Annotated in this window: 16 protein-coding genes and 1 pseudogene; 12 read left to right on the top strand and 5 right to left on the bottom strand. The window is 66.2% G+C overall.

Translation table 11 applies throughout. The features are described 5' to 3' along the window. Positions 1–251 precede the first annotated feature (251 nt). Positions 252–1,251: pseudogene (gene ald, locus ACFXKA_RS35890) on the top strand (alanine dehydrogenase); the annotation flags it as partial. Here the strand turns inward: ald and ACFXKA_RS35885 are convergent. The 3 genes from ACFXKA_RS35885 to ACFXKA_RS35875 form a co-directional block, all read right to left on the bottom strand. After that, a complete protein-coding gene (locus ACFXKA_RS35885; RefSeq protein ID WP_379430766.1) occupies positions 1,250–1,429 on the bottom strand; it encodes a hypothetical protein in 180 nt (59 codons plus the stop codon). The pseudogene ald and the gene ACFXKA_RS35885 overlap by 2 nt on opposite strands. Continuing rightward, on the bottom strand, positions 1,413–2,552 hold the full coding sequence (locus ACFXKA_RS35880; protein ID WP_379430732.1) for a serine hydrolase domain-containing protein: 1,140 nt from the start codon (positions 2,550–2,552) through the stop codon (positions 1,413–1,415). Before ACFXKA_RS35880 ends, ACFXKA_RS35885 begins: the two co-directional genes overlap by 17 nt. A 311-nt stretch (positions 2,553–2,863) precedes the next feature. After that, positions 2,864–4,081, bottom strand: coding sequence for an MFS transporter (locus ACFXKA_RS35875; protein WP_379430762.1), 1,218 nt, complete (start codon positions 4,079–4,081; stop codon positions 2,864–2,866). 115 nt (positions 4,082–4,196) lie between these two features. Here ACFXKA_RS35875 and ACFXKA_RS35870 point away from each other — a divergent pair, with 115 nt between their 5' ends. From ACFXKA_RS35870 to ACFXKA_RS35860, 3 genes are all read left to right on the top strand, one after another. Continuing rightward, the gene (locus ACFXKA_RS35870) at positions 4,197–4,559 is read left to right on the top strand and encodes a MerR family transcriptional regulator (protein WP_379430731.1); all 363 of its coding nucleotides are present in this window, start codon (positions 4,197–4,199) and stop codon (positions 4,557–4,559) included. 83 nt (positions 4,560–4,642) lie between these two features. Beyond that, complete coding sequence (locus tag ACFXKA_RS35865; RefSeq protein ID WP_379430730.1) at positions 4,643–5,527, top strand: alpha/beta fold hydrolase; 885 nt, start codon at positions 4,643–4,645, stop codon at positions 5,525–5,527. Positions 5,528–5,631: 104 nt separating this feature from the next. Next, positions 5,632–5,823 (top strand): hypothetical protein, encoded by a 192-nt coding sequence (locus ACFXKA_RS35860; RefSeq protein WP_379430729.1) that lies wholly within the window; start codon positions 5,632–5,634, stop codon positions 5,821–5,823. Between the two features lie 103 nt (positions 5,824–5,926). On the opposite strand, the gene ACFXKA_RS35855 is transcribed toward ACFXKA_RS35860, so the two are convergent. Continuing rightward, complete coding sequence (locus tag ACFXKA_RS35855; RefSeq protein WP_379430728.1) at positions 5,927–6,610, bottom strand: GntR family transcriptional regulator; 684 nt, start codon at positions 6,608–6,610, stop codon at positions 5,927–5,929. Positions 6,611–6,758: 148 nt separating this feature from the next. On the opposite strand from ACFXKA_RS35855, the gene ACFXKA_RS35850 reads away from it, so the two are divergent. After that, positions 6,759–8,558: an FAD-dependent monooxygenase gene (locus ACFXKA_RS35850; RefSeq protein WP_379430727.1), complete on the top strand. Its 1,800-nt coding sequence runs from the start codon at positions 6,759–6,761 to the stop codon at positions 8,556–8,558. A gap of 1 nt (position 8,559) precedes the next feature. On the opposite strand, the gene ACFXKA_RS35845 is transcribed toward ACFXKA_RS35850, so the two are convergent. Continuing rightward, complete coding sequence (locus ACFXKA_RS35845; protein WP_379430726.1) at positions 8,560–9,222, bottom strand: TetR/AcrR family transcriptional regulator; 663 nt, start codon at positions 9,220–9,222, stop codon at positions 8,560–8,562. Positions 9,223–9,353: 131 nt separating this feature from the next. Here ACFXKA_RS35845 and ACFXKA_RS35840 point away from each other — a divergent pair, with 131 nt between their 5' ends. The 7 genes from ACFXKA_RS35840 (at position 9,354) to ACFXKA_RS35810 (ending at position 17,852) form a co-directional block, all read left to right on the top strand. Continuing rightward, the gene (locus tag ACFXKA_RS35840) at positions 9,354–10,487 is read left to right on the top strand and encodes a VOC family protein (RefSeq protein WP_379430725.1); all 1,134 of its coding nucleotides are present in this window, start codon (positions 9,354–9,356) and stop codon (positions 10,485–10,487) included. After that, on the top strand, positions 10,484–11,422 hold the full coding sequence (locus tag ACFXKA_RS35835) for a fumarylacetoacetate hydrolase family protein (RefSeq protein WP_379430724.1): 939 nt from the start codon (positions 10,484–10,486) through the stop codon (positions 11,420–11,422). Before ACFXKA_RS35840 ends, ACFXKA_RS35835 begins: the two co-directional genes overlap by 4 nt. Next, positions 11,419–13,335: an acyl-CoA synthetase gene (locus tag ACFXKA_RS35830; protein ID WP_379430723.1), complete on the top strand. Its 1,917-nt coding sequence runs from the start codon at positions 11,419–11,421 to the stop codon at positions 13,333–13,335. The genes ACFXKA_RS35835 and ACFXKA_RS35830 overlap by 4 nt, the downstream gene beginning before the upstream one ends. Further along, positions 13,332–13,688 carry a DoxX family protein gene (locus ACFXKA_RS35825; protein ID WP_379430722.1) on the top strand — a complete coding sequence of 119 codons (357 nt, stop codon included), beginning with the start codon at positions 13,332–13,334 and terminating at the stop codon, positions 13,686–13,688. The genes ACFXKA_RS35830 and ACFXKA_RS35825 overlap by 4 nt, the downstream gene beginning before the upstream one ends. Beyond that, positions 13,685–15,379 (top strand): bifunctional 3-(3-hydroxy-phenyl)propionate/3-hydroxycinnamic acid hydroxylase, encoded by a 1,695-nt coding sequence (locus ACFXKA_RS35820; protein ID WP_379430721.1) that lies wholly within the window; start codon positions 13,685–13,687, stop codon positions 15,377–15,379. The genes ACFXKA_RS35825 and ACFXKA_RS35820 overlap by 4 nt, the downstream gene beginning before the upstream one ends. A gap of 343 nt (positions 15,380–15,722) precedes the next feature. Further along, positions 15,723–16,151, top strand: a complete 429-nt coding sequence (locus ACFXKA_RS35815; RefSeq protein ID WP_379430720.1) for a response regulator transcription factor — start codon at positions 15,723–15,725, stop codon at positions 16,149–16,151. 750 nt (positions 16,152–16,901) lie between these two features. After that, entirely contained in the window at positions 16,902–17,852 is a 951-nt protein-coding gene (locus ACFXKA_RS35810; RefSeq protein WP_379430719.1) for a class I adenylate-forming enzyme family protein, read from the top strand. The last annotated feature ends 96 nt before the right edge of the window (positions 17,853–17,948 follow it).

The raw sequence follows: 17,948 nt of genomic DNA, 5'->3' as shown, positions 1-17,948 counted from the left end.
CGGCTGCGACGCGCGGGCGGCGGGCTGGTCGCTCGTCTCCTGAACATGCTTCGGTTCCGGGGCCCTACCCTTCCCATTGGATGAAGATTGAGCGAGTTGATATAGAATCACAGAATTATCTGCAGTTTCCTTGGCAAAAAATCGGTGAATATTCATACTTGGTAATGCGAATGAGTGATGTGCCTCACGTTCACCGGTTTGCTGCGACACCCGTCGCTCACATCCCCACACACGCTCAGGAGACCTAACCCGTGAAGATCGGAATCCCCCGCGAGATCAAGAACCACGAGTACCGGGTGGCCATCACCCCGGCCGGTGTCCACGAACTCGCCGGCCGCGGCCACGAGGTGATCATCGAAGGCGGTGCCGGTGTCGGTTCCCCCTTGGCCGACGAGGACTTCAAAGCCGCTGGCGCACAGATCATCTCGAGCGCGGACCACGCTATCTGCACCTGGCCGCTTCGACGGAGTGCACCGACGCGCTGTTGGCGGCGAAGACCACCTCGATCGCGTACGAGACCGTCACCGCCGCCGACGGCTCCCTGCCGCTGCTCGCCCCGATGAGCGAGGTCGCCGGCCGTCTCGCCCCGCAGGCCGGTGCCTACAACCTGATGCGTCAGGGCGGCGGTCGCGGTGTCCTGATGGGCGGTGCCCCGGGCGTGCGCCCGGCCAAGGTCGTCGTCATCGGCGCCGGTGTCTCTGGAAAGAACGCGATCGCCATAGCCCACGGCATACATGCCGACGTCACCGTCCTGGACCTATCCCTAGCCCGCCTGCGGGAGATCGACGCCCAGTACTGCGGTCAGGTCAAGACCATCACCTCCAACACCCTCGAGCTCGAGCAGGCCGTGCTCGATGCGGACCTGGTGATCGGCGCCGTCCTCGTCCCAGGTGCGAAGGCACCAAAGCTGGTGTCCAACGATGTGGTGGCGCGGATGAAGCCGGGTTCGGTGCTCGTCGACATCGCCATCGACCAGGGCGGCTGCTTCGAGGACTCCAAGCCCACCACGCACGCCGACCCCACCTATCAGGTACACGGCTCGGTGTTCTACTGCGTCGCGAACATGCCCGGTGCGGTACCCCGTACCTCCACCTACGCCCTCACCAACGCCACGCTCCCCTACAATGTCGCCCTTGCCGACCAGGGGTGGGAGCAGGCCACCGCCATGTCCCCGGACTCGCCCAGGGCCTGAGCACTCACGACGGCCGGCTGCTGTCCGAGTCCGTGGCCGCCGCCCACGGATACCCCGCTAATCGCCTGGCCGCCAGCCGAGGCGCATGGCAATCCACGAAGGAAGCGGCACAATCGGGCCTCTGCGCTCGACGACGTAGGCGACTCCGTCGACGACCGAGCCCGGCCCGATCAGGTAGCCACCGGTGCGGCGGCCGGGGCCGCCGATCGCGCTGTGCCGGTCATTGCGCCAAACCACGGTAGACGGCGTCGCGCAGTTGCAGCGTGTAATCACTGAACATGCCCGCGGGTGTGGTGTTGCTCAGCGAGACCACGGTGATTTCGTGGGTGGAATCAATGAACCAGTTGTGCCCATAAGTACCCGCCCAGTTGAGAGTTCCCCTCGATTGAGGGCTTCCGTTGCGCACCGGATCATCGAGCACCGCCCAGCCAATACCGAAGCCGACGCCGGGACCAATCGGGATCTTGTCCATGCCCGCTTGCACGGTCAGCATGCGACTCCACGATTCCGCGTCGAGTAGACGACCGGTGCGAACCGCTTCCAGGAAGGTCCACACCCCCGCCACGGTCCCCACCATGCCCGCGCCACCGGAGTGATATGACATCGGGTCGAGAATGCGCCCCGGAGCGACGCTGTTTCGGTCCGTACCTGCGACGATCACTGAGCCCTCGTGCACCACCTGCGGTTTCGGGGAGGCATTGGTGTAATAGATAACCAGCCGCGCTGCGTCGGACACCACGAAACCCGTGTCGACGATGCCGAGCGGACCCGTGATGTGTTCGGCCACGGACTCGCCCAGTTGCCGGTGAGTCACGGCTTCGATGGCCCAGCCGACCACATCCATCCCGGTGGAGTACTCCCAACTGGTGCCCGGCGCGAAGCGCATTGGCACCTTAGCCAACCGGTTCGCCGCATCGGTTGAGTTCAGCCCCGGCACATCCATTCCGTTGCTCGCGCCGGCGACATGGAAAGCCGCGTAGTCCTCGGGAGACATTCCGTATGACAGCCCGGCTGTATGGGTGAGCAACTGCAGGACGGTGATGTCCGGACGCTTCCCGTCCAACAGGGCTGGACGAAAATCGGGCAAGTATTCGCTGATCGGCGCCGCCAGGTCGAGTTGCCCGGCCTCAGCGAGCTGCATGGCCAGCACCGACACGAACGGTTTGGTAATCGAGGCCAGCAGGAAGATCGCATCATCGGGGAGTGGCCGGCCAGTGTTTCGATCCGCCAACCCAGCGCTACGGCGATACAGGAGCTGGCCGCCCACACTGACCATGACACTGACACCGACCAGCCGTTGTTCGACAATGGCCCGCTCGACGACCGCATCTACTTCTGCCGCCATCAGATGTGCTGCCACAACTACTCCTGGAAGTTCCTCGTCTGCAACAGAGCTTGTCTGTTTGCGAACCCAGGAACCGCCCGGCCGCTCGCGGAAGAAACCCGCAAGAAGTAGTCGCTGCGGCCACCGTATCATGTGCTCTGGCTTCGCTTCCGACGCATCACCCGCGTCGAGGCGGCCGCGATGCTCGCAGCGCCGGTGGTCGCAGTAGTGGTGTAACTGGACGGCCATCGTCTGATGACGGATGGCGGAGCGAATGGTGGACCAGCCGCGCGTGATTCGGCATTACACCGACCCCGCGGACAGGACTCTCGACCGCTGCACCCGAATCAACGAGTCCAGCTCTTCCTCGATGGCGAAGGACCGGCTCTGCGAGCGGCGGCCGCCGCCGTGGTCCAATGTTTCGGAAACCCATGTCGGCGAGCGGAAACGGTGACAGCGAGGCTGATGATGGTCAGCGCCAGCACGATCCAGGACAGGGATTCGCTGCCGAGCCAGGCCAACACCAGTCCGCCGATCGAGCCGCCGCCCGCGATGCCCGCGTTCCAGCCGGTGACAAGCAGCGACTGCGCGGTGTCGGCGTGCGGACCAGCGGCACGGGCGAGGGCGGTCTGCAGCAGGGTCGCCGCTCCGCCGAAAGCCAACCCCCACAACGCGACTCCGGTGAATACCAGCATCGGCACGGTGCGATAGACCGCCAGAATGGCGACCGCCACCGAGAAGAGTGCGCAGGCCGTGATCGTCGTCGCTCGTAGGTGCCGGTCGATCCACAGCCCGGTGAGCCAGATGCTCGGCAGCGAGAAGATCCCGAACACGAGCAGTACCAGGTCGACCTGCGGGGCGAGGTCGACCGGGGTGAGATACGCCGCGATATAGGTGTAGAGGATGTTATGGGCGAGGACGAACGCACCGGTCACGACGAGAACTGGAAGGACGCCGGGGATGCGGGCGGTGCGTGGAATCGATGAAGCCAAACCGGTCGGTTGTGTCGGCACGTCGGGCACCGTCACAACGGTCCAGACCATCAGCGCGAGAGCCAGGCCGCTCATTGCCGCGAAGGTCCAGCGCCATCCGATCGTCGTGGCCAGCACGGTTCCGATGGGAAGGCCGAGAGACAGCGCGATCGGTGTTCCGGCCATGGCGACCGCCAGCGCCCGCCCCTGTTGAGCCGGAACCACCATCCGGCGTGCGTGACCGGCCAGCAGTGCCCACAGCAGTCCCGCGACCACGCCCGCGACGAACCGGCTCACCATCATGACAACGTAGGAATTCGTTGCGGCTGTGACCAGATTGGTTCCGGCGAATCCGGCAATGGCTGTGAGCAGCAGGCGTTTTCGCGGCCATCGTGCCGTGGCGGCGGTCAACGGGACCGCGGCCAGCATCGAGCCGATCGCATAGGCTGTCACCGTCTGCCCGGCGGTCGATTGGCTCACGCCGAGGTCGGAGCTCATCGCGGGGAGGATCCCGGCCGGCATCGCTTCGGTCATGATCGTGACGAACCCGGCGGTTCCCAAAGCCGCCAGACCCGGCCACGGAAATCGCGGCATCGCGGGCGGTAGGGGTAGGGATGATTGTTGCTGCGTCATGATCGACAGCGTCTAAGATTGACATGTATGTCAAGGTCCATACCGGGGCGCGCCCCAGGAACGTGAGGGTGCACACATGCGCATCGGAGAACTGGCCCGGCTGACCGAGACACCAGCACGGTCCTTGCGGTACTACGAGCAGCAAGGGCTCCTCTCACCCAACCGGCAGGCCAACGGCTACCGCGATTACGACGACTACCTCGTCGAGCGGGTTCTGCAGATCCGCGGACTGCTCGAGGCTGGACTGCCGACTCGCATCATCAGGCAGATCCTGCCGTGCCTCGGCACGCCCCGCACCATCCATTTCGCCGACGCCACACCGGAGATGATCTCCACCCTCGAACACGAGACCGCACGCATGACCAGGCGAATCACCTGCCTGACCCGCAATCGCGACGCCATTGTGGAGTATCTGTCGGTAGTCAAGGGCCTGGCCTGACTGCCCGCTCTGGGCTGCGGGGTACGTCACACCCGGCGTGGGGTTGACCCTCACATATGTGTCAAGGTTGAAAACTGCACGACATGAACAGCTCCCGCATCTGGCATACCGAGATCGGCTCCGGCACACCGCTGGTCATGATCCACGGTTACACCGTCGATCACCGCTTGCTCCTGCCGCTCGAACCCCTCTTCACGAACCACCCGGGCTGGCGACGCCTCTACCTCGATCTCCCCGGCCACGGCAACAGTCCCCGGCTGAGCGGACGAACAACCGCCGCCTCACTCACCGGTGCGATCCTCGACTGGATCGCCGAGAACGTTGGAGACCAGCGATTCGCGGTGGTGGGTCAGTCTTTCGGCGGACAGATCGCCCGCGCCGTCACCGCTCGATTCGGCGATCAGGTCCTAGGCTCCGCACTTCTGGCACCCGTTGTCCGGTGGGGCGAACAACGCACGCTGCCCGGTACCACGACCATCACGGCCGACACGGACCTCCTCGCCGCGCTACCGGACCCGGACCGGCAACTATTTCAGATGGTCATGGCCGGGCACACCAGACCGAACTGGTCGCTGCTCGAGCAGTACGTTCTTCCGGGCTGGCGCGCCCATGACACCGACGCGGCGACCGAACTCGAATCCGAGTTCCTGCTGCCGAACTGGCCCGAAACCTCGGTCCCGCCCCACCGCGGCCCGCACCTGCTCATCACCGCCCGCCAAGACGCACTCGTCGGATGGCGCGACCAACTCGACCTACTCGACTTCTACCCCCACATGACCGCCACCGTGATCGACGGCGCCGGCCACAACCCCCAAGTCGAAACAGCGGAGACTGTCAGGCAATCGGTGCACCACTGGCTCCGCGCCGTCGAGTCCGGACCGATCCCATGGCCAATCCCGGAGCAGCCCGCCGCTCAACCCAATTGCGCGCCGGCAAGTAACCCACACCGAGGTCGGATCCACCGTTAATCCGAAAATCCCTTTTTCGGCGAGTTCTACCGGGACCCCGATGCTCCTCGACCCGAAACCGAGCCGAGGTGCCGACAAAACACCGACCGAAAGCAGGCAACCAGTTGGCCATGCCCGTGGCCGTGATCTCCCACGACTGGGGAGCGCGCCTCGGATTCGACGCAGCTGCCCTGTGGCAGCAATGGGCCCCGACCGCCACCTACAGGCCGATCGATGCCGGCCACTTCATGGCAGAAGAAAAGCCCATGGATGTCACCGCCTTCATCCAGGAATTGGTACAACGCACGCCAGCATGAGTCGACAACCCTCGAAGAACCATTCGAGGGTTGGTTGTCAGCGGGCCTCACCATCGGTGATCCGTAGAGGTGTTCCACAAACCGTCCCGGTCAACTCCGCGTTCTACTCACCATTGCCCACGGTTCGGGCGTAGTCGGCGAGGGAATCGGCAGTGCGTTGAATGTGCCGTGCCAGGGCGTCGGTTGCCTCGTCGGCCCGGCGCGCGACGGTCAGTTCGGCCAGTTCGCGGTGTTCACCGGCGGTGTCGCGGTTCGGGTCGTCGCCGAGGAAGCGCGACCATGCGAGGTAGAGCTCGGCGCGCACCCGTAGCGAGGTGGCGATCGATTCGAGGTGGCCATTGCCGCTGCCGGCGAGTAGGGCCACATGGAAGGCACCGTGGACGTCCACGAAATCCAGGTTGGGGACGGCATCTTCGAGGAACATCGGCGTGGCGGCCAGTCGGTGGTGGGCGGCGACGACCTGCGCCTCCCACATCAAGTCTCCGTTGGCGATGGACTCGCGCAGGGTCGCGGTCTCGATCAAGACGCGGGCTCGGGTCAGTTCGCGTAGGTCGGTTGCGGACAGCGGCAGGGTGGCGAAGCCGCGCTGCGGATTGGCTTGCAGCAGGCCTTGTTCGGCGAGGCGGCTCATGGCCTCGCGTACGACGGACAGGCTGACGTCGAAGCGCTCGCTGTAGTCGGCGAGCTTCATCTTCGTGCCCGGCGGAACGCGGGCAGAGAGGACTTCGGATCGGATCGCGTTGTAGACGACCTCGGCCCGGGTCTGTTTGACGGTACGGGTCGGCACCCTCGCATGGTATCGCGACCCCGAAGGAATGACGTCATTCCAGACAATTTCGAAATTCTCTTGCAATGCCGAAATTCTGCGCGTAGAACTTGTGGTGCTCGTCACTCACATGCGCGGCCGGTATCGCGCTCAGGAGGTTGATCACCACATGACCACCACGGTTCCCGTTCTGATCGTCGGCGGAGGTGGCGCGGGGTTGTCCGCGTCGATGATCCTGTCCACGCTCGGGGTCGAATCCCTGCTCGTCAGCGCCCTGCCCGGGACGTCGGTCCTGCCCAAGGCGCACGTGCTGGGGCAGCGCACCATGGAGATATTCACCGAAGTCGGTGTGGCCCAGGCGATCTACGAGCGCGGGACCCCGCAGGAGAACCTCGTCGAGACCGGCTTCTACGCCGGTGTGCGCGGCGCGAACCCGAACACGGGCCGCGAGATCGGCAAGCTCGAGATCTGGGGCGCCGGGAATCGAGATCCGGAGTACATCGACGCCAGCCCGTGCCCGACGACCAATCTTCCGCAAATCCGGCTCGAACCCGTGTTGAAAGCCCATGCGGAGCAACTCAATCCCGGCGGGATCCGATTCAATCACGAGCTGATCGCTCTCGAACAAGATGCCGACGGCGTCACCAGCACCATCCGCGACAAGGCCAGCGGTGAGCAGTACCGGGTCCGCTCCCGGTACGTGATCGCCGCCGACGGCGGCCGCACCGTCGGCAAATTGGTGGGCATCGAGCTGCAGGGCGACCGCAACATCATGGATGTCGCATCGGTGCACATGACCGCCGATCTGTCCGAGGTGCTCTCCGATGACGGGGTGCTGTTGCGGTGGCTGGCCAATCCCGACTTCGGCGGCACGATGACCGGGGGAACACTGTGCCCGATGGGCCCAGATCATTGGGGCACCAAGTCGGAGGAATGGGTCTTCCACATCGGCTACCCGTACGGCGACTCCGATGCCGGCGACCGTGACAAGGTCATCGCACGGATGAAGGCGGTGCTGGGTCTGCCCGATCTGGACGCCGAGGTCCACGCCGTGTCGAAGTGGACGATGGAGGGCATCCTGGCCGACAGGTTCCGAGCCGGCCGGGTGTTCGTGGCCGGTGATGCCGCCCACCGGCACCCACCCACCAGCGGGCTCGGATTGAATTCGGCGGTCCACGACGTGCACAACCTGTGCTGGAAGCTGGCCCAGGTGCTGGCCGGGCAGGCCGGCGACGGCCTGCTCGACACCTACGAGGCCGAGCGCCGCCCGGTGGTTCAGCGCAATATCGCCAACTCGGTCAAGTGCGCGATGGACCGGTTCCGGCTCGACGCTGCGCTGGGCATCTCGATGGACAAATCGGCCGAGGAGAACTGGCGGGCCATGGAGGTCATCTGGGACCCGTCGCATCCGGACTACGCCGAACGGCGTGATCTGCTCAACAACGCGCTGGCCGCCCAGTCGGGCGAATTCCGCCATCACGGACTGGAATTCGGGTTCACCTACACGTCGACGGCTGTCGTCGACGACGGCAGCCCGGCGCCCGTGGCGATCGACGCCGTCCGGTTATACGAGCCGAGCACCAGGCCCGGTCACCCGCTGCCGCACGCATTCGTTTCCCGTGCGGGCGTGAGGTTCCCGCTGCAGAAGCTCACCTACGGCGGCGCGTTCGTCCTGATCGCCGGCGAGGACGGAGCGGCCTGGGTGGACGCGGCCCGCAAACTGGCCGACAGCACCGGCATCCGCCTGGTCGCGGTGACCGTCGGCGCGGACGACGCCGAGCTGGCCGATGCGCGCTTCGCCTGGCTGCGCAAACGCGAAATCACGCGTGCGGGTGCGGTTTTGGTGCGACCCGATCGTTTCGTGGGATTTCGGGCTGTCGGCGCGGTCGAGGATCCGCTGGCGGAGCTGTCCTCGGCCCTCGAGCGGATTCTCGCTGTCGGCGGGCTCGGCGCCGGTATCGGCGCGTGATTCAGCCGACTGCTGCTTCATGCGGCAGCGAGTCGAGTCCGGGCAGCGGGGACCAGGCGACCCGCGTCGCCTCGTCGGCGGGCAGGCCCAGCATGCGCAGCAGGTCCTCGGTCACCTGGTCGGCGGCCTCGGCATCGTCGCGGTCGGGGTGATCGTGCAGCAGTTGACCGAGGCACAGGGCCGCGCCTGTGACGAGGGTCATGGTCAGGTCGAGGTCCCGGACCTGAAATCGTCCGGCCTTGACGGCGGCCCCGATATCGCGGCGGGCGCGGGGGGTGATGCCGGTGCTCGCCTTGGTGAGGCCGGGCCCGTGGGCGAGCAGGCTCTTGCTGAGCGTCGGTGCGCGTCGGTGCAGGCGGCCGACGAGCCGGAAGCTCTGCGCGAACGCCTGGGCCGGATCGTCGAGCCTGCCGGTCAGCACGTCCAGGGCCGCCCCGAGCCGATCCAGCGCGTCCTCGACCGCGGCCCGGAACAGCTCGTCGCGGCTGGCGAAGTGGTTGTAGAACGACCCCATTCCGACGTCGGCGGCCTGGGTGATCTCCAGGATCGGCGGGTTCAGTCTTCCCTCGGCCATGAACGCCTGCGCCGCGGTCACCAGTGCGGCGCGGGTACGCGCCTTGCGGCGCTCGAGGCGGGTGGGTTCGGAACCGGTCGGTGTGGCCATTGCCGTCCCCTGTCTCGCCAATTCCGGCCATGGTAGCCCAGAGTGTCAATGCTGACGAATTATTCAGAAACCCTTGACTGAGGATAGCGGCGTAAGTGACGATATCTTCAGAAAGTTGAAGGGAGTGATCGATGAACGACCATCACGACGTCCACGTCGGTCTCCACAGTGAGCAAGGGGCATTGCCCGGTGAACATCCCGGGCGGGCCCGCAATCCGGTGATCAAGGTCGCGGACCTGGCGTGGCTGGAATTCGAGAAACCGGACCTGCGCAAGGCCGAAACCTTCGCGCACGCCTTCGGATTCGCCACCGCCGCACGGTCGGCGGACGAATTGTGGCTGCGAGGAACCGATCCCGGCGCGCCGTGCGTGCTGATCCGCCGCGGACCGCGCTCGAGCTTTCTCGGCCCGGCCTTCCGGGCCACCGAAGCCGCCGATCTGTCGAGACTCGCGGACCGCACCGGGTCCCGGGTGGCTCCGCTGCCGGAGAGTCTCGGCGGGCTCGTCGTCGATCTCGCCGACCCGAACGGGCTGCGAGTGCGCGTCACCGCGGGCATGGAGGTCCTCGGTGCGCTGCCCGCCCAGCAACCGCACACGTTCAACTTCGGGCACAACACGCCCCGAACCAACAGCACCCAGCGCCCGCCCCGCGAACCGACTCGGGTACAGCGGTTGGGCCACGTGGTCTTCGAGACGACCCGATACCGGCAGACCCTGGACTGGTATCTGGAGCATCTGGGCTTGATCGTCAGCGACTTCCTGTACCACCCCGGCCGCCGCGCGCGCGGCCCGGTGATGAGTTTCATTCGCTGCGACCAGGGCTCGATCCCGACCGACCACCACACCCTGGCATTGATGCTCGGACCTTCCAACCGCTATGTGCACTCGGCCTACCAAGTCGCCGACCTCGACGCGCTCGCCGCGGGCGGGGAATACCTGCGCGAGCAGGGATATCACCGGTCGTGGGGTATCGGCCGCCACATCCAGGGCAGCCAGATCTTCGACTACTGGCGTGACCCCGACGGGTTCATCGTCGAGCACTTCAGCGACGGCGACCTGTTCGACAACACCCTCGAACCAGGCTGGGCACCGATGTCGGCGTCCGGGCTCGCGCAATGGGGTCCACCCGCGACCAAAGATTTCCTCGGCATCGCGCCCGGCCGCGAAGCGCTGCGCGAACTGCGCGCCATGGCCTGCGCGCTGCGCGAGGACAACGAATTCGACCTCGGCCGCCTGCGCGGCCTGATGAAAGTAGCCCGCTCATGAGCATCTCCGTACTCCGCACCGCCGACGCCTGGTGGGTGCAGACCGCCACCGGGGCCGCCCGCGTGGACACCACTGCCACGACCACCGGTGAGCTGCTGGCCGATCGCGAGGCCCTCACCGCCGCGGCCGCAAGCCGCGACACCACGCCGGTGACCGAGGTGAGGCTGTGCTCGCCGGTGACCGCGCCGTGCCGGGTGGTCGCGCAGATGACAAATTTCGCCTCCCACGTGCGGGATTCGGGCGGCGATCCGAAGACGGTGCCACTCACCTTCTTCCGCAAGACCTCCGGATCGATCAGCGGACCCTACGACGACGTGATCAGGCCCGCTCATGTGGGACTACTGGATTACGAGGTGGAGATCGGCCTTGTCTTCGGCAAACCCATGCCCGTCGGCTCCGAGATCACTGCCGACAACCTCGCCGACTACATCGCCGGACTGGTCATCACCAATGACGTGTCCGCCCGGGATGTGCAGTTGCCGAAAACCCAGTTCTACGAAGCAAAGTCGTATCCGACGTTCACCCCGGTCGGGCCGGCGCTGATGCTGCTGGACGCCGATGAGCTCAAGCGGTTCACCGATCTGCGGCTGCGGCTGTGGGTCAACGGCGAACTCCGCCAGAACATGACGGTGGCCGACATGATCTACCAGCCGGTGCAAGCGCTGCGGGAGCTGACCCGCTTCCAGCGCATGGACACCGGGGACCTGCTACTCACCGGCACCCCGATCGGCACCGCCATCAGCGCCCCGCCGAAGCCGGTCGCGCTGATCACCAACCTGCTGCCGCCAGCGGTGAAATGGAAGCTGTTCTTCGCCGGCCAAGCCAAGAACCCGAAGTACCTGCAGGACGGGGACGTCGTCGAAGCGGCCATCGGCACCGACGACGGCGCACTCGATCTTGGACGCCAGCGCACCGCCGTGAGATACGCGCGATGACCGGCACGATACCCGCCCCACCCGTCGGCGCGGACCGGATGTGGCCGCAGTACGAGTCACCGGCCGACCTGGCCGAGATCGAATCCGTCCCGCTGGCCGCACGCGGACTGCCGGAATCGACCTACGCGCTGCTGACCCGGGCGGCGCGCCTGTGGCCCGACCGCACCGCCCTGACCGTGCTGCCGGACGCGACCCGATGGCGAGAACCGGTGTGCCGCACCTTCTCCGAGCTGCTGGCCGATGTCCACCGCTACGCGAATCTGCTGCACCGGCTGGGCGTGCGGCGCGGTGACGCGGTCGCGCTCATCGCCCCCAACTGCGCCGAGCTGATCCCGGCGACCCTGGCCGCCCAACTCGCCGGAATCGCCGCGCCGATCAACGGCGGGCTGTCCCCGCGACACATCGCCGAACTGCTACGCCGCTCCGGCGCGCGGATCGTGATCACCGCCGGTCCCGAACTCGCTACCGAAACCTGGCGCTCGACAAGGGAATCCGTGATGGGAGGCCACATCGACGCGCTACTGGCACTGCGCCCGACCGCCTCAGACGCCACCGCGGACCCGCTGCCGCGCCTGGACGGGATCGAGGTGGGATACCTCACCGACCTTGCCGCCGACCAGGATTCGACCGGCTTCGCCGGCCAGCCGCCGACCGCCACGGATCTGGCGGCGCTCTTCCACACCGGCGGCACCACCGGCATACCGAAACTGGCCGCGCACACCCACTCCGGTGAGGTCGCCAACGCGTGGATGATCGCCGCGAACTCCCTGCTCGACACGAATTCGGTGGTATTCGCCGGGCTGCCGCTGTTCCATGTCAACGCCCTGGTGGTCACGCTGCTGGCACCGTTGTTCAAGGGACAGCCGGTGGTCTGGGCCGGGCCGCTCGGCTACCGCGACCCCGCACTGTACGGCCAATTCTGGAACCTGGTCGAGTACTACCGCATCGCCACGATGAGCGCCGTGCCCACCGTGTACGCGGCGCTGACGCAATGCCCGGTCACCGCCGACATCTCCAGCCTGCGCTACGCCATGGTCGGCGCCCCGCCGCTGCCCGCGGCCGTCCGCGAGAACTTCCAGGCCCACACCGGAATCACGCTCATCGAAGGCTACGGCCTGACCGAGGCGACCTGCGCCAGCGCACGTACCTTCCCCAGCGCGCCCCGGCCCGGTACTGTCGGCCAGCGCATGCCCTATCAGCAAGTCAAGGTCGTCCGCATCGGGCCCGACGGCAGCTGGAACGACCTGCCGCGCAATCATCTCGGAGTGCTCGCGGTCGCCGGTCCCACGCTGTTCGCCGGATATGTGAGCGGGCGCGGCGAACACGGTCATCTGCTCGACGGGCTGGGCAAACTGGTCGACGGCTGGCTCGACACCGGCGACCTCGCCCGCGTCGACCACGACGGCTACATCTATCTACACGGCCGCGCCAAGGATTTGATCATCCGCGGCGGCCACAATATCGACCCCGCCACCATCGAGGACGCCATGCTGGCCCATCCACAGGTCACCGGTGCCGGCGCGGTCGGGCGGCCCGACCCCCACGCCGGCGAGGTGCCCGTCGCCTACGTCACGCTGGCCGCGGGCGCCGAAGTGACCGAGACCGATCTGCTCGCCTGGGCCAGCGAGCGGGTTCCCGAGCGCGCCGCCGCACCGAAATCGATTACCGTGCTCGACTGGCTACCGACCACCGACGTCGGCAAACCCTACAAGCTCGCGCTGCGCGCCGACGCCACCCGCCGCGAGCTGCTCGACGCACTCGACACGACCGCTGGAATCGGTGCCGTGTCGGTGTCGATCAAGGACGGATCGGTGCGGGCCACGGTCGAACTCGCTGCGACCGCGGACACCCCGGCCGTGGAAGCCGTGCTCGGCCGATACGCAATCTCATGGAAAGTCCAGGTTGATCAATGAAGATCGCGGCGATCGCACTCGCCTGTCTGCTCGTGTTGTGTTTCGGCTCCGCCGGAGCTGCCAAAGCGCTCGCAGTACCGGCCATGCGCGAGCGGGCCGCCCATGTCGGCTTCTCGGTCGCCGCGTATCGGGCCATCGGTGTGCTCGAACTCGCCGCTGCGCTGGGCGTGCTGGCCGCACTGGTGTGGTGGCCGATCGGTGTGGCAGCCGCGGGCGGTCTGATCCTGCTCATGGCCGGCGCCGCCATCGTGCACGCGCGCACCGGTGACCCACTGCCGCAGCTGGCACCGGCCGTGGTCGCCGGGCTGATCTGCGCGGCCTACCTCGCGACATGGATCGGAGCCAACCGATGAACAGCTCGATCGTTCCCGTGGTCATCGTCGGCGCAGGCCCGACCGGGCTCACCGCGGCCACCCTGCTGGCTCAGTACGGCATCGAGGTCCTCGTGCTGGAACGCTGGGACGGTGTCTTCCCGCAGCCCCGCGCGGTGCACCTCGACGGCGAAATACGCCGCATCCTGGCCAAACTCGGAATCGGGACCGCCTTCGACGCCATCACCCGGCCCGCGCTGGGACTGCGCCTGCTCGACCGCGATCAGCGAGTGCTCGGCCAGATCGACCGCGACCCCGCGGGCGGGCGCAACGGCTACCCCGAAGCGAACCTGTTCGACCAGCCCGAACTGGAAGCGCTGCTGCGCGCCAACCTCGAACACCACCGATCCGTCACCGTGCGCGGCAACGTCGAAGTCACGGCAATCGCCGACGAAACCGACTGCGTGCGAATCGATTACACCGACCGCCTCACCGGCTCAGCGGGAACCACGCGCGCGAGATATCTGCTCGGCTGTGACGGCGCCAACAGCCTGGTCCGCGCCGCCATCGGCGCACGCATGCAGGACATGAGATTCGAACAACGCTGGCTGGTCGTCGATGTCGCCACCACAGCCGAACTCGGCCAATGGGAGGGGGTCCACCAAGTCTGCGATCCCGAACGCGCCGCCACCTACATGCGCATCGGGAAAACCCGTTACCGCTGGGAATTCCGCCTGCGGCCCGGCGAAACCGCCGACGACTATCCAGATGTCAGCCGACTGCACCCACTGATCCGCCCCTGGACCGCAGACACCCCCGTTGAGGAATTGGAGGTGGTCCGGGTCGCCGAATACACCTTCCGAGCCCAGGCCGCCGACCGCTGGCAGCGCGGACGAGTCTTCATCCTCGGCGATGCCGCCCACCTCACCCCGCCGTTCATCGGCCAGGGATTGTGCGCTGGACTCCGCGACGCAGCGAACCTCACCTGGAAGCTGGCCGCGGTCCTGGCCGGTGCCCTGCCCGCCGACCGGCTCGATACCTACGAGGCCGAGCGAAAACCACATGCTCGCAGCATGATTCGCCTCGCCAAACTGATCGGCATGATCATGACCGACGGCGGTGAACTGGGCAATCGACTGCGCGGCGTGCTTGCCCCGCATCTGCACCGGATTCCCGGCCTCACCGCACAGATCACCAGCGGCGAAACACCACCGCTGCGCCGTGGCGGCCTGGTCACGGCGCCCTTGCTTCGGCGTGGTCTGGCCGGCCGACTCGTCCCGAATTGTCGGCTCGCCGATGGTCGCCGTGTCGATGAGGTCATCGCCGGTCGCTACGCGGTCATCACCACCGCCGCACCGACAACCGCACAACGTGAGTGCATCGAACAACGCGGCGGAATTCTGCTCGCCGCCGAGCACGGCGGCGAATTGCACCGCTGGCTTCGAGATGCACGCACCACCGCCGCCCTGGTCCGCCCGGATGGGACCATCCAGCGAACCGGAAGCAAGCTGACACAGCTGTGCACCGACATGGTCAATCTCCACTGGAGCGCCGCAAACGGAACACCACTCGAACAACACGAACCCGAGGCCAAGCGGCCGCCTTCAACCAGGAATCCGCCGGAACAACGGCCAATCCCGATACCTGAATGCCTAGGAAAGCAGTCGGAGGGCGGCGACCCCGGAAATATTCGTTCCGAAGGTGATGTCGACGCACTCAACCACTTCGTTTAACAGGCAGCCGATCGGCAATCGCCAGAGTCACTGGACCGACTGCCCTTCGGCACGGAGCACGCTGAAACCCTGACACTACCAACGCCGCATGTCCGCCCCAGAGTGCGTCCGCAGGACGCCGCACATTAGCGGGCATGCCGTGGGTGGTGAGATATCCGGTAGGCCTGGTCATGTGAACGCCATGAAAACAGTTCACAGACTCATTGCTGAAAAAATAGCGGATTGACATAGTTTCGAAGCACGTCGATCGCGTTGGCGACATTGCGATCACGGGGCCACCTCCATCCAGCACCATGACGCTGCGGATTCAGCGGCCGGGTGACCCGTCTACGAAGGATCCACCATGAGCCAATTCCCGTGCTCTGCAACAGCATCCACGACGCCGCCGACCCCCGCGGTTCGGCCGAGCAAGGTCCTCGTCGTCGAGAGCAACCCGGCGATGGCAGAGATCGAGGTACTCGTGCTGGCCAACGCCGGCCATGAGGTGATCTCTGTCCCCAACGCGCAGTGCGCTTTGGCGCTGGCTCGGCGATGGAATCCGGACCTGGTGCTACTCGAGCTGGACCTGCCCGACCTGCCGGGCGCGAACCTGTGCCGACAGCTACGGAAACGTTCACCGATTCCGATCATCGCGGCCTCCCTCGACGGCAATCCCGATGCCATCGATGACGCCTACGCCGCCGGTGCGTGCGACTACCTGCCCAAACCGCTCAGAAACGGTGAACTGCTCGACCACATCCGTGTCCATCTCACGGCACCGCAGGAGGCCTGAAACGTCGACCAATTCCGCTGTGCCACCAGGCCAACACGTCACTGCGCAGGGTCCGGTGGGCACCACCACAATGGGGACTCAGTGCGCCAGGCTGCGCCCGCCGGGTTCTATATCCAGACCCTCGAGATGGCCGATGTGGCTGGTAGTCAACGCGATTGCGATAAGCATCGGCGGAACGGCGACGACGCGGTAGAGAGTGCTCCTGGCGGCCGACCGGCCTCAGTCGTCGAGGCCAGGTTCGGTGCTCGCCGTCAGGACGGTATCGGCGGTATCGGGGCGCCGACCGCGCGCACCGAGGTGTCGATGCTCCTTTGTGCCTGCTGCAATCGGCGATGGTGCACATCAATACCCTTCTGTTGCATGCCGTTCTGGAGGATCCGCAGTTCGATGATCTGGTCGGCGACAACGACGCCGTGTCGTGAGCCCGTTGTTCTGGTCGAAACATCAACCCTACGGCCGGTTCCGGCTCGACATGGACACCCGCGTGGACCTCACCCGGGGAACGAATCACCGGATAATGCCCCTGTCGATGGTCACGCCATCAACTCCCGCACCTGGCTCGAACATGGAGAAGCGAGGAAGTAGCGGAGGCGGTAGTTACATCCCGGTTACGACGGCGGCGGATGTGAGGTCGGAATTGTCCTGCGGTGACAATGCAGGCGGCGAATTTCGTTGATGCATGACGGTGTCCAGTGGCGGCGTGATTTCTACCGTTGTCGGCATTCCCTGTACCCGTTCTGAGGACCGCTGATGAACCTTTTCTCGACTCTGCCGGACCGTCGTGCGGCTGCTGCACCGGAGGCGGCCGCGGTCGCCGACGACAGCATTGATCTGAACAATGCAGGCTTCCTTGACGCTGTGCGGCGTGCCGCGTCTACTTTGCGCGCCGCGGGAGTCTCGAGCGGCGATGTGGTTGCGATCATGTTGCCCAACACTGCCGCTTATGTCGTATCCCTGTTCGCCATCTGGCGTGTGGGTGCCACGGTCACCCCTATCGACCCGTCGCTGACCGCCGAAGAAGCCGACTATCAGCTCGCCGACACCGGTGCCACGGTCCTGATCACCGCGCGGCGGCCCACCCCCGACGCTGGGGTCCACGTCGTCATACCCGCCGGCGATCTCACCACCGCGGACCCCGATGTCGCCGAACCCGCACGGCCCCGCAACGACACACTGGCGCTGCTGTTTCCCAGCAGCGGCACCACGGGCAAACCCCACAGCGTGACGATCGATCACGCCAATCTCGACGCCATGTGCTCGCTGGCGATCGAGGCATTCGATCTCACCGCAGCCGACCACAGCCTGCTGAATCTACCGCTGTTCCACGTCAACAGCATCGTTGTCGGTACTTTGTCGCCGCTGCTCGCCGATGGCCGCGCCACCGTGGCCTTCAGCCCGAAGACGTTCTTCGACCGGATCGAGCGCAGCCGTGCCACATACATCTCCGCTGTCCCGACCACGTATGCACTGCTGTCGGACCTGCCCGACCAAATCCGGCCGAACACCTCATCGGTGCGATTCGCCATCTGCGGCGCGGCCCCGGCCGAAGTCGAACTGCTGACCAAATTCGAACGCCGCTACAGAATTCCGATCATCGACGGCTATGTCTCCGAAGTTCCGGTACGAGCACGCCGCTCACCGTCACCCGCACGATGGGCACCGTCGAATATTCCCGCCGGGCCGGCTGATTCGAACTGCTGATCCGGGGGAGTCCACATCGTGGCTGGAACCTAGCCGAAATGGCCGGTCGATGCAGTGCTCGCTGAGCAGCGACGCGGGGAATTCGGCGCGGGTGCG

The sequence above is a fragment of the Nocardia sp. NPDC059228 genome, from assembly GCF_042754245.1.
Taxonomy (GTDB): Bacteria; Actinomycetota; Actinomycetes; order Mycobacteriales; family Mycobacteriaceae; genus Nocardia.
The sequence above is the reverse complement of the archived record's forward strand: the minus strand, read 5'-3'. Positions and strand labels throughout refer to the sequence as shown.

Coding starts and splice junctions, on each gene's coding strand:
- ACFXKA_RS35870 (WP_379430731.1), top strand. CDS start 4,197: ATGCGCATCGGAGAACTGGCCCGGCTGACCGAGACACCAGCACGGTCC.
- ACFXKA_RS35840 (WP_379430725.1), top strand. CDS start 9,354: ATGAACGACCATCACGACGTCCACGTCGGTCTCCACAGTGAGCAAGGG.
- ACFXKA_RS35845 (WP_379430726.1), bottom strand. CDS start 9,222: ATGGCCACACCGACCGGTTCCGAACCCACCCGCCTCGAGCGCCGCAAG.
- ACFXKA_RS35815 (WP_379430720.1), top strand. CDS start 15,723: ATGAGCCAATTCCCGTGCTCTGCAACAGCATCCACGACGCCGCCGACC.
- ACFXKA_RS35865 (WP_379430730.1), top strand. CDS start 4,643: ATGAACAGCTCCCGCATCTGGCATACCGAGATCGGCTCCGGCACACCG.
- ACFXKA_RS35820 (WP_379430721.1), top strand. CDS start 13,685: ATGAACAGCTCGATCGTTCCCGTGGTCATCGTCGGCGCAGGCCCGACC.
- ACFXKA_RS35850 (WP_379430727.1), top strand. CDS start 6,759: ATGACCACCACGGTTCCCGTTCTGATCGTCGGCGGAGGTGGCGCGGGG.
- ACFXKA_RS35835 (WP_379430724.1), top strand. CDS start 10,484: ATGAGCATCTCCGTACTCCGCACCGCCGACGCCTGGTGGGTGCAGACC.
- ACFXKA_RS35810 (WP_379430719.1), top strand. CDS start 16,902: ATGAACCTTTTCTCGACTCTGCCGGACCGTCGTGCGGCTGCTGCACCG.
- ACFXKA_RS35830 (WP_379430723.1), top strand. CDS start 11,419: ATGACCGGCACGATACCCGCCCCACCCGTCGGCGCGGACCGGATGTGG.
- ACFXKA_RS35875 (WP_379430762.1), bottom strand. CDS start 4,081: ATGCCGCGATTTCCGTGGCCGGGTCTGGCGGCTTTGGGAACCGCCGGG.
- ACFXKA_RS35825 (WP_379430722.1), top strand. CDS start 13,332: ATGAAGATCGCGGCGATCGCACTCGCCTGTCTGCTCGTGTTGTGTTTC.